An 11107-nucleotide genomic window follows, 5' to 3' on the forward strand; every position below is an offset into this window, starting at 1 on the left:
GCCGGATCCCCAGGCAGGCCGCTATTCCTATTCCAATATCCCGCCGGAACGCATTCGCGAACCCGGTGAACCTGAGGAGGAAGGCGACGCGGCCACAGCCCCCAACTGGCGGATCGTCCGACGGCCCTATCCTGTCGAGGAGGAAGAGGAATGGGACTCCTAAACTGGTGGCGATCTTCTGCGGCTCCCTTGTCTGAGTCCGACCCTCGACCGGAACCCCAGGGACAGAATAACTATCTGCTGATCGTTCTCGACAGTTGCCGCTTCGACAGCCTGCTGGCTGCCAACCCCAAGCATCTGCTCAAGTTGGGATCCCTGGAAAAGCGCTGGAGCTACGCTTCCTGGACGGCTCCCGCCCATTACAATCTGCTCATGGGCCTGCTGCCCCACACCAGCCCCACCCAGGTCTTTGCTTCCGAACACTACAAGCAGGATTACTTGCGCTACAACGAGCGCCTCGGCACCCGCCAACCGATTGAGTTCAAGCATCTGCTGCCCCACCTCTATTTGCCGACGCTACTGAAGCACCAACTGGGCTATACCACCCACGCCATGGTCTCCCTGCCGGTGCTCAACCCCAGCACCCTGCTCAATCGCGACTTCGATTCCTACCGCCTCATGCCCCAGCACAACGATATGGCGGCCATGGTGGAGCAGTTGCGCTTCGAGCCGGATCGCCCCAGCTTTTACTTGTTAAATGTGGGCGAAACCCACTATCCCTACGCGTTGCCGGATGAGGATCCCGGCCTGTGGCCCCGCATCTCTGGGGTCAATGGCGTGTTAAAGCGCCTGGATGAAGGGGAAGAGACCGGGATCCCCTTTTTCAGCGCTGCCCAGTTGGAGGAGCTGCGCCAACGGCAGATCGAGGCGGTGCGCTACCTGGACGGGGTCTTTGAGCAACTGTTTGACCTAGTTCCCAAAAACACTTACATCACGGTTACCGCCGACCACGGCGAATTGTTCGGGGAAGGGGGCTATTTCGGCCATGGCCCCATCCACCACGAAAAGGTGCTAGAGGTGCCTTTTATTGAGGGAAAAATTCGCTAGGACAACACCCAGCCCCTCTCCCAGAGGCCCAAGCGCTCCGCGCCGCTCACGCGACCACCCCCGGCCCCTCTCCCAGAGGGAGAGGGGAGATGGGGATCGGGGCTAGGTTGCTGCCTGGAAGAGTCGTCTGCGAGAAAGGGGCTAGACCTGCTAGGTCTCTGGCTTGGGCAAGGCGGGATCCCGGCGAGTTTCCCTAAGGCTTTCGCCAAGAGAGGTCAGCTTGCCACCCTCTTCGGCGGCCAAGTCAGCAGAACGGGCGATCTCGTAGAGGCTTTTGACCACGCTAGAGAGGGGAATGGCGATGATCACGCCCAAGATGCCCCCCAGTTGCGCCCCCACCAACAGGGCGATCAAGATCCACACCGGGTTGAGGCCAATCAGCTCCCCCATCAGGCGAGGGGCGATGACCCGATCCTTAACCTGCTGCACAATTAGGGAGACCAGCACCACCTTGAGGCTGAGCCAGATATCCTGAAAGGCCAGCAGCACCGCTGCCGCGCCGATGCCGATAAAGCCTCCCACCAGCGGGATCACCTCCAGCAGGCCGATCAACAGGCCAAACAAAAGCCCGAAGGGCACGCGCAAAAAACCAAAAATTGGCACCAGCATCAGGGCCATGATGAACCCCAACACCAACTGGCTGATGAGAAAGTTCTGGAAACTCAGAGCCAGGGCTTCGCCGATGCGCGGCCCCCAGGGCTTGGGAAAGAGGCTGAGCAACCCCTGCCAAAACTGGCCGCCGTAGAGCAGCATGTAGAGGGCCAACACCAGTACCAACACCAAATCGATCACCTGGTTAAAGGTGCCCAGGAGGATGTCCAGGGATTGGCCGGCAATTTTTTCGGCGCTGGCCTGCAGGCGGTTGAGGAGGGTGTTCACCAGCTCTGTCTGGCCGAGGTTGATGTTGCGCTCTGCCGCCCACAGGCTGATTTGATCCAGCCAGCTTTGTAAGGTATCCACCCACTCCGGGATCCGCGCCCCCAACTGCACCACCTGCTTGGCCAGGATGGGCACGATGGCGATCCCTACCAAGGCCAGCAGCACCACCGACAGGGCAAAAACCAGGGTGACCGCCAAACCCCGACTGACCCGATAGCGCCGCAGCACCTGTACCGGATAGTTGAGCAAAAAGGCCAGCACCGCCGCCGTCAGGATGGTGGTGAGCAGATGGCCAAACAGCCGGCCCACCTGTAGGGCCAGCCAGCCGCTAATGACGATCAAAATCCAGGTGAGCAGCAGCCGCTGCAAGGGCGAGAAGCGATTCATGCCAGGGGGATCCCCAAGAGCCTAAAAACCCAGGATGCTATATCCACTATCCACGTAGATCACCTGGCCGGTAATGCCGCTGGCCAGGTCGCTGGCCAAAAAAGCAGCCACATTGCCCACCTCGAGCTGGGTGATATTGCGCCGCAGCGGAGCTTTCTCCTCCACCGCGTGCAGCATGGCATGAAAATCCGAAATCGCCGAAGAAGCCAGGGTGCGAATGGGCCCGGCAGAGATAGCATTCACCCGGATCCCGGCGGGGCCCAGCTCGGCCGCCAGGTAGCGAACACAGGTTTCCAGGCCCGCTTTGGTCACCGCCGCCATGTTGTAGTTGGGCACCACCCGCACGCCCCCCAGATAGGTGAGGGTGAGGATGCTGCTGCCGGCTCTCAAGAGGGGCTTGGCGGCCCGGCAGAGGGCAATCAGGGAGTAGGTGCTCACATCCATGGCCAGGGCAAACCCTTCTCGGGAAATATCGCTAAAGTTGCCGCTCAGCTCTTCTTTTTTGACAAAAGCCAGGCAGTGAACCAAGATATCGACCTGACCCCATTTTTGGGCCACCCCTTGAAACAGATCGTTGATCTGCTGGTCGCTTTGCACATCGCAGGGAAGGAGAAAGTCGGGCTGTAGGGGCTCGGTTAGTTGCTGAACTTTGGTCTTGAAACGATCCCGCTCGTCGGGTAGATAGGTAACCCCCAGGCTGGCCCCCGCTTTGTGCAGTTGCTGGGCAATGCCCCAGGCGATAGAACGCTCGTTGGCAATGCCGGTTACCAAGGCTTTTTTTCCGGTCAGGTCTAGCATAGGGAGAACAAGGAGTAGGGGTGCATTGTTTATCTATCCTCCCACAGAAGAAGGGATCCCTTAGCTGGGCTGATAGGTGGAAGCCACGTGCAGTTCTTTGAGCTGCTTGGGCTCGACGCCGGCAGGGGCGCCGGTGAGCAAACACCTGGCCTGCTGGGTTTTGGGAAAGGCGATGACATCGCGGATGGAATCTTCCCCCGCCAGCAGCATCACCAGCCGGTCTAGGCCGTAGGCGATGCCCCCGTGGGGCGGCGTGCCGTACTCAAAGGCTTCTAGCAAAAAGCCAAACTTGTCCCGCGCCTGCTCAGGGGTAAGGCCGATGGCCTGGAAAACCTGCTCCTGGATCTCCCGCTGGTAGATGCGCAGGGATCCCCCGCCCACTTCCACGCCGTTCCAGACCAGGTCGTAGGCCTGGGCCCGCGCCGTTTTTAGGTCGGCCAAGTCGTCGGGGTGGGGAGCGGTAAAGGGGTGGTGCAGGGCTTCTAGGCGGTTTTCCTCGGCGTTGAACTCAAACATGGGGAAATCGGTGATCCAGAGAAGATTCAAGGCGTTCTCCGGGATCAAGCCCAGCTCCTGCCCCAGGTGCAGCCGCAGGCGGCCCAGCGACTCGTTGACCACGGCAGCCGGCCCTGCCCCAAACAGCAGCAGATCCCCTGGCTTGGCGTTGGTCATCTGCAGCAACTGCTTCTCCTGCTCAGGGCTAAGGCTTTCCTTGAGGGCACCAATGGTATCGAGGCTGCCGGCGCGCACCCGAATGAAGGCCAGGCCGCCCGCCCCGTACTGGGTAACCAGCTTGAACAGATCGCCGCCGGGCTTGATGCGGGTGTTGGAGATCCTCTCGTCGCCGCCGGGCACCGGCAGAGCCTTGATCACTCCCCCCTGCTGCAGGGCTTTGGCGAAGACTTGAAAGCGGGATCCCTGAAACACCCCCGAAACATCCACCAACTCCAGCCCAAAGCGGGTGTCGGGTTTGTCGGAGCCGTAGCGGGCCATAGCCTCGGCGTAGGTCAGCCGCGGGAAGGGACGGGGCAGGTCGATCCCTTTGACAGTTTTGAAGATGTGGCCGATGAGCCGCTCGTTGAGCTCCAGGATTGCCTCCTGATCCAGGAAGCTCATCTCCATGTCCAACTGGGTAAACTCCGGCTGGCGATCCGCCCGCAGATCTTCATCCCGAAAACAGCGGGCGATTTGGTAGTAGCGATCCACGCCAGCCACCATCAGCAACTGCTTAAAAAGCTGGGGCGACTGCGGCAGGGCAAACCACTCGCCGGGGTTGACGCGGCTGGGCACCAAGTAATCTCTGGCACCTTCGGGGGTGGAGCGGGTGAGGATGGGGGTCTCCACCTCGATAAAGCCTTCTTCGTCCTCCAGAAAGCGGCGAATGGCCTTGATCACCTGGTGGCGCAGTTGCAGGTTGCGGGACAAGCGCTCCCGCCTCAAGTCCAAGTAGCGGTAGCGCAGGCGGATCTCCTCCCGCACCTCTTCCCCTTCTTCCCCCGAGACACTGAAGGGAAGCTGCTTGCCCACGCGGCTGAGAATTTCCAGCTCTTCTGCGTAGACCTCCACTTCGCCGGTGGCCAGGCGGGGGTTAAAGGAGTCTTCAGGCCGCCGCTGAACCGTTCCCGTTGCCCGTACCACATATTCGTTGCGCACCTGCCCCGCCAGCTCGTAGGAGAGGGGGGTCTTCTGGGGATCCGCCACCAGTTGCACAATGCCGGAGCGATCCCGCAGATCGAGAAAGATCACCCCCCCGTGGTCGCGGCGGCGGTCGATCCAGCCGTAGAGGGTGACACTCTGGCCGATGTGAGCTGGGCGCACTTGGCCACAATAGAGGGAACGGGGCGGGCGACGGATAGCAGCAGGCATGGACGCGGTAAGAAAACAAGGGTCTGAGCCCCTATCATACAAAACTCAGCCCCCCTGCCTCGATTCTGCCCCTCAAGGACAATCAGGGGATCCGCCCAAGGCCCCCACAATCGTGCAGGTGTTGTGGCGCATCATAGCGATGTAGGTTTCGGCACCGCTGCCTGGCTCCCCTAGGGAGTCCGAGTACAGTTCCTGTTCGGCCACCTGGACTCCCGCTTCGGCGGCCACCGTTTGGATGAGAGCGGGGTTAAGGGTGGTCTCGGCAAAAACCGCCGGCACCCCCAGGGCGCGGATCTCCTCCACCAACCGAGCCACCGTCTGGGCGCTGGGCTGTTCCTCGGTGCTGATCCCCAAGAGGGATCCCCCCATCTTCAGGCCGTAGGCTTGGGTGTAGTAGGCAAAGGCAGCGTGGGTGGTCACCAAAACCCGGTTGGCAGGGGGAATGGTCTGAATCTGCTCCGCGATCCAGGCGTGGAGCTCTTCCAGCTCCGCCCGATAGGCGGCGGCATTGGCCTGAAAAAAAGCCGCTTCGCCGGGCACCTGTTCCGCCAGCTCCTGGGCAATGGGCTCCACCATGAGGATGACGTTTTCCACATTGCCCCATACATGGGGATCCGGCGTCGGGATCCCGTCCTCATCGGTGACGATGGGGTCGAGGATCTCGGCCAGGGCAACCCGCCGCGCCCGTTGAGCAGCAGCGTTGACGAGACGAATCAACCCCGCCTCCAAGTTGTAGCCGTTGTAAAACACCAGATCCGCCTGCTCGAGAGCTGCGGCATCTGCCGGTGTCGGCTCATAGACGTGGGGATCCTGTCCCGGCTGCAGCAGGCTGCTGAGCTGGATGCGATCTTGACCCACCTGCTCTACCCAATCGGCAATCAGAGTGGTGGTAGCCACAACGCGGGGACGTGCCACAGCCAAGCTGGCCAGAGATGTCCAACCGCCCATCAGCAGGCCAAGCCCTACCACCAAGCGGCGCAAAGAAAAGATCTTGGTTTTCATAATTGTTTCACTATTTGAGTTTCCCCTTAGGGTACACTGGTCTTGGCGAAAATGAAAGGAAAATGAAAAAGCCAGCGATTGCTCTCCCTCTTCGTCCGGCCTCTCTGGTGGTGCGGGATCTGACGGTGCGCTATGGCAAGTTGCTGGCGTTGGAGCGGATCAGCGCCGAGATCCGGCCAGGGTGCATCACGGGCATCCTGGGCCCCAACGGGGCTGGCAAAAGCAGCTTTCTCAAGGCGCTGCTGGGGTTGGTGCCAAAAGAGGGGGGCGAGGTGCGCTACGGCGGCCAGGCGCTGCGGGGGGAGCAGGTGGCCTATGTGCCGCAGCGGTCGGCCATCGACTGGAGCTTTCCGGCCACGGTGTGGGATGTGGTGCTGATGGGACAGGTGAGAGCTGCCGGCTGGTTGCGCCGCATCGGTCCGCAAGGTCGGGAGCGGGCAGCGCAAGCTCTGGAGCGGGTGGGGATGGGGGCCTATCGGGATCGGCCCATCGGTCGGCTATCAGGGGGACAGCAGCAGCGGGTGTTTTTGGCGCGGGCTCTAGCGCAGGCAGCCGAGATCTACGCCCTGGACGAGCCGCTGGCCGGGATCGACCAGCCCAGCGAGGCCATTGTGTTTCAGGTTTTGCGGGAGCTGGCCGACGCCGGCCATATCGTGATGGTGGTGCACCACGACCTGGGGCAGGCGCTGGCCCACTTTGATGAGGTGCTTCTCCTCAACCGCGTCCTGATTGCCCAGGGATCCCCGCAGCAGGTGCTGCAGCCGCAGGTGTTGCAGCGGGCCTATGGCCGCATCCTGCCCTTGGACTCAGCTGCCTAGGGGGTGAGGGGTGGTATGGAAGGGCTCTGGCACACCCTGGCGGATCCCTTGCGGTTTGCCTTTATGCAGCGGGCTCTGCTGGTGGCGGTGGCCATCGGCGTTCTCTGCGCGGTGGTGGGCAGCTATTTGCTGGTGCAAAGCTTGGCCCTCCTGGGGGATGCCCTCAGCCATTCGCTGCTGCCGGGCCTGGCCATTGCCTACCTGCTGGATCTCAACCTCTTTGTCGGTGCCTTCGTGGCGGGGTTACTGAGCGCCCTGCTCATCCAGTGGATCCGCTCCGCCACCCCCCTCAAGCCCGATGCGGCCATGGGGATCGTCTTTTCTGCTTTTTTTGCCCTAGGGATCCTCTTAATCACGTTAATCCAACGGCGGGCCCGCATCGATCTCAACCACTTCCTCTTCGGCAACCTCCTGGGGGTGAGCGCAGCTGATGTGTTGACAGTGGTGGGCATCACCGTCCTGGTGCTGGGATTGGTGGCCCTCTTTTTTAAGGAGCTGACCTTCTACAGTTTCGATCCCCTGGGGGCCAAGGCAGCCGGCCTGCCTACTGCAGGGTTGGGATGGGGGCTGATGGCGCTCACCTCCCTCACTCTGGTGGCCAGCATGAAGGCGGTGGGGGTGCTGCTGGTGCTGGCCATGCTCATCACGCCAGCAGCAACAGCTTACCTGCTGGCGCCTCGCCTGCACCAGGTAATGCTGCTGGGATCCCTCTTTGGCGTCAGCGCTAGCCTGCTGGGGATGTACGCTAGCTACTACCTCAACGTCGCCTCCGGCCCGGCCATTGTCTTGGTGGCCTCCGTTTGGTTTGGCTTAGCCTTTCTGGCCAGAGTCATCTTCGGCCAAAGCTAAAGGCCGGGGAGAGAAGAGAGGGATCCCCGGCCCAGAGCCTATCCGATTAGAAGCGGGAAGAGCGACCATCTCGACTGCCGCCTGCGCTGGCCTGACGTGGCATTGCCTTGTTGACCCTCAGATCCCGGCCCATCCAGGTGGCGCCATCCAGCTCGTCGATGGCTTTTTGCTCGTCGGCCTCGTTTTCCAGCTCCACAAAAGCAAAGCCGCGCTTGCGGCCCGTTTCCCGATCTACCGGCAGCTTAATTTGCTTGACGGTGCCGTACTCGGCAAACACAAGCCGCAGATCTTCTTCACTGGCCTTGAAGGACAGATTGCCCACAAAAATGGTCATAACGTAGCGAACTCCGAACCTTAACCTTTAGCGCTCAGTTCGGAAGCTCACCTGGTTAGACCATTGGCTCAATCCGAACCTGATGCCAACCACATCTTAGTCTCCCCAACGGCATTTGCAAACTACCTGTCCAAGATCTTTCTCCAAGAATTTGCAGAAGCTTTTTTGAGCTAGGAAATTAAGGATCCCAACTGTTAGCAGCGCTTGCCTTGGCCCAGCGGCTGGCGTTTGGGAATGCCGGGAGAGCGGGGATAGTAAGCTGGTGTGGGGGCAACTTTCTCCACCAGCAGGCAATGCCGTATCCCGTGGCTGCGGGGGGTAGTGAAGGCTTCGACGTGGATCAGCTTCCCCCCCAGGAGAGAAAGGGCTCGCTCCAGAGTTTGGGCTTCTGCCTCGATCCAATGGCCACGGTAGAGGATGGCGCGTCCCCCCACCTTGAGCAGGGGCAGACAATACTCGGCGCAAACCTCTGCCGCTGCCAGGGCTCTGGCCAGGGCCAGATCGTAGCTGCCGCGTTCCTGCGGGTCTTGCCCCCAGATTTCGGCTCGCTGGGCCACCGCCCGCGCCTGGGTCAGGGAGAGCTGCTGCAGGGCCTCTTGCACAAAGGCAATCTTGCGTTGGCTGCTGTCCAGTAGGGTGAAGCTGGCCTGGGGCAGGGCAATTTGGGCCGGGATCCCTGGAAACCCTGCCCCGGTGCCGATGTCGATGCCCCGCCAGGGCCGAGCTTGAATCGCCGCCCAGGATCCCAGCAAGCGCAGGCCCCGCAGCGAGTCCCACAGGTGTTTCTCCCAAAAATCGATGGGAGCGGTGATGCGGGTCAGGTTCTGGGTGCGGTTTCCGGCCATCACCAGGGGATAGAGCTGTTGCAGTTGCTGCCGCTGCGGCTCAGAAGGCTGCCAGCCCAGCTCCGCCAGCCAGCTCTCCCAGAGGGCCTCCAGTTCGGGGGGCTCAGAGGCAGGCGGGGCAGCCTTCTTCATCCCAGGGATCCCAGCCATCGCGATCCCAGTTGCAATCCGGCGGGAATGGCTCGGTCGGCCCAGCCTTTCAGCTCTTGGGTCAAGCCCTGCAAAGATCGGTCGGCGCCCAGCAGCTCCTGGTTCAAGCACACCAGCTCCTGCAAATCCAGCTCCTGGCAGTTGGCCCAATCTTCTGCCAGCAAGTTGATCGGTTGGGGCTGAGCTTGCAACGGCTGCTGGGCAGCCAACTCCAGCTCTATATCCAAAAGCACCTGCTCCAGCCGTTCTACCCGCTCTTGCATCTGGGCCAATAAGGCCGCCAACTGCTGGCAGCAATGGTGAACCCGCTGAGCATAAACCTTGAGCGGCAGCGTCAGCGGCAGCAGCGACTCAGACAACAGTTGAATCAGGTGCTGGGCCTCCAGTTCTTCCAGTTGCAGATCTTGCCAAATGGCATGGTAAAAATGGAGCGAGCGACGACAGGTTTCCAGGCGCTGGTAGCAGGGCTGCAATACAGAGCCGCGCAACTCCTGCAGATAATCGGCCCACAGTTGTCCGGCCTCTACCACCCAACCCGTTTGCAGAAAACTCCACCCCTGGGCCAGCAGCCAACTGATCACCAGGCCTGCCAACAACTGCGGCTTTTGCTGGGCCAGAAAAGGCAGAAGATGCTCTCCCCAAATCGCCAACCCCAGCCAGAGCAGAGCGGCCAAAGCCAAGTGGGGCAAGCTGATCATCTGGGCCAGAAGCTGAGCAGAACCTGCGGATCCCTGGGGAAGTCGGCGCTGCCGCAGCATCCAGATGAGCCCTGCACCCAAGCTGTACAGCCCTCCCCCCAACAGCGGGATCACCACCAACCACAGGGGTTGCCCCCTCCACAGGTGCGGCAATAGCCCAGCCTGGCCCGGCGCATCCCAACTGAGCAAATACAAAGCCAACAAAGCCAAAACCACACCCCACCCCTGCTGCCGTTGGAGGCGGCGGGCCAGCAGGCGGCGGCGACGACGAAGATAGGTTTGAAAGGATTCAGCCACAATGGACATAAAACGATGGATCGCAGATCCCTGCCAATATCCCCACCGGTCTGGATCGCCTCCTTACGATCATAAGTCTTGACTCGGCCCTGGCGTCTCTGGGTTCACTATTGCGATTATTACTGGGAGTCATCGCTTGGCTGGCGGGGCAGGGCTCATCAGACAGTTTTTCAGAGAAGTTCTGTTCTCAAAGCGGGCCTGGGAGAAGCTGTCCAGGACAGGCGGCTGCAAGAAAATCCCCCATCCCTGCTACGATGGAAAGGTCCTTAACGTTTCTTATCCACAGCCAAGTTGGTTTCTTGGTTCGGGTTTTCTCTTCTGCACTGTGCGAGGTTTTGTGAGCGCTTCTGCATCTCTCCTTAGCTCTGACCTATCTCTCTCCCCCCTCAAGGTGCAGCGCCAGATGATCGTTATTCTCGACTTTGGATCCCAGTACTCGGAGCTCATTGCCCGTCGTATTCGCGAAACCCACGTCTATTCGGAAATCCTTTCCTACCGCACCACTGCTGAACACCTGCGGCAAATGCGGCCCCAGGGCATCATCCTCTCCGGCGGCCCCAACTCGGTCTATGAGCCGGGCGCTCCTGCTTGTGACCCGGAGATCTGGAACTTGGGGATCCCCATCCTGGGCGTATGCTACGGCATGCAGCTCATGGTGCAGCAGTTGGGGGGCAAGGTGGAGCCAGCCCAGAAGGGGGAATACGGCCGTGCCGCCCTGCACATTTTGGATCCCACCGACCTGCTCACCAACTTGCCGGAAAACAGCATCATGTGGATGAGCCATGGGGATGCGGTGACCGAGTTGCCGCCAGGTTTTCACGCCCTGGCTGCCACAGACAACACCCCCTGTGCCGCCATTGCCGATCCCACTCGCCGTCTTTACGGAGTGCAATTTCACCCAGAGGTGGCCCACTCGCAGGCGGGTGCCTTTCTCATTCGCAATTTTGTCTACCACATCTGCGGCTGCGAGCCCACCTGGACAACGGAAGCTTTTCTGGAGGAGGCGATTCGGGAAGTCCGGGCCCGTGTGGGCGACAAGAAGGTGTTGTTGGCCCTTTCGGGGGGGGTGGACAGCTCTACTTTGGCTTTTTTGCTGCACAAGGCCATCGGCGACCAGCTCACCTGCGTCTTCATCGA

The 11107-nt window shown here is 61.0% G+C and carries 11 protein-coding genes; 4 read left to right on the forward strand and 7 right to left on the reverse strand.

Features of this window, described 5'->3' with window-relative positions; all coding sequences use genetic code 11:
* Window positions 1-189 precede the first annotated feature (189 nt).
* Window positions 190-1047: a sulfatase-like hydrolase/transferase gene (locus NW857_RS01470; protein WP_414334226.1), complete on the forward strand. Its 858-nt coding sequence runs from the start codon at window positions 190-192 to the stop codon at window positions 1045-1047.
* 150 nt (window positions 1048-1197) lie between these two features.
* Here NW857_RS01470 and NW857_RS01475 read toward each other — a convergent pair whose 3' ends face one another.
* From NW857_RS01475 to NW857_RS01490, 4 genes are all read right to left on the reverse strand, one after another.
* A complete protein-coding gene (locus NW857_RS01475; RefSeq protein WP_414334225.1) occupies window positions 1198-2313 on the reverse strand; it encodes an AI-2E family transporter in 1116 nt (371 codons plus the stop codon).
* 21 nt (window positions 2314-2334) lie between these two features.
* A complete protein-coding gene (gene fabI / locus NW857_RS01480) occupies window positions 2335-3111 on the reverse strand; it encodes an enoyl-ACP reductase FabI (RefSeq protein ID WP_414334223.1) in 777 nt (258 codons plus the stop codon).
* Between the two features lie 60 nt (window positions 3112-3171).
* Window positions 3172-4977, reverse strand: a complete 1806-nt coding sequence (aspS, locus tag NW857_RS01485) for an aspartate--tRNA ligase (protein WP_414337197.1) — start codon at window positions 4975-4977, stop codon at window positions 3172-3174.
* Between the two features lie 72 nt (window positions 4978-5049).
* Window positions 5050-5979: a metal ABC transporter solute-binding protein, Zn/Mn family gene (locus NW857_RS01490; protein WP_414367775.1), complete on the reverse strand. Its 930-nt coding sequence runs from the start codon at window positions 5977-5979 to the stop codon at window positions 5050-5052.
* 62 nt (window positions 5980-6041) lie between these two features.
* Between NW857_RS01490 and NW857_RS01495 the strand changes: the two genes are divergently transcribed.
* Window positions 6042-6797 (forward strand): metal ABC transporter ATP-binding protein, encoded by a 756-nt coding sequence (locus tag NW857_RS01495; RefSeq protein WP_414334217.1) that lies wholly within the window; start codon window positions 6042-6044, stop codon window positions 6795-6797.
* 15 nt (window positions 6798-6812) lie between these two features.
* Entirely contained in the window at window positions 6813-7646 is an 834-nt protein-coding gene (locus tag NW857_RS01500; RefSeq protein WP_414337194.1) for a metal ABC transporter permease, read from the forward strand.
* Window positions 7647-7692: 46 nt separating this feature from the next.
* Here the strand turns inward: NW857_RS01500 and NW857_RS01505 are convergent, their stop codons facing one another.
* The 3 genes from NW857_RS01505 to NW857_RS01515 form a co-directional block, all read right to left on the reverse strand.
* Window positions 7693-7980, reverse strand: coding sequence for an RNA recognition motif domain-containing protein (locus NW857_RS01505; RefSeq protein WP_414337193.1), 288 nt, complete (start codon window positions 7978-7980; stop codon window positions 7693-7695).
* 194 nt (window positions 7981-8174) lie between these two features.
* On the reverse strand, window positions 8175-8957 hold the full coding sequence (gene rsmG, locus NW857_RS01510; RefSeq protein ID WP_414349005.1) for a 16S rRNA (guanine(527)-N(7))-methyltransferase RsmG: 783 nt from the start codon (window positions 8955-8957) through the stop codon (window positions 8175-8177).
* Window positions 8954-9979, reverse strand: a complete 1026-nt coding sequence (locus NW857_RS01515; protein ID WP_414334209.1) for a hypothetical protein — start codon at window positions 9977-9979, stop codon at window positions 8954-8956. Before NW857_RS01515 ends, rsmG begins: the two co-directional genes overlap by 4 nt.
* A 394-nt stretch (window positions 9980-10373) precedes the next feature.
* On the opposite strand from NW857_RS01515, the gene guaA reads away from it, so the two are divergent.
* Window positions 10374-11107, forward strand: a 734-nt coding sequence (gene guaA / locus NW857_RS01520) for a glutamine-hydrolyzing GMP synthase (protein WP_414367779.1), incomplete at its 3' end; no start/stop codon positions are given.

Origin of the sequence: Synechococcus sp. H55.9, assembly GCF_047462355.1 — a bacterium.
Classification (GTDB): domain Bacteria; phylum Cyanobacteriota; class Cyanobacteriia; order Thermostichales; family Thermostichaceae; genus Thermostichus.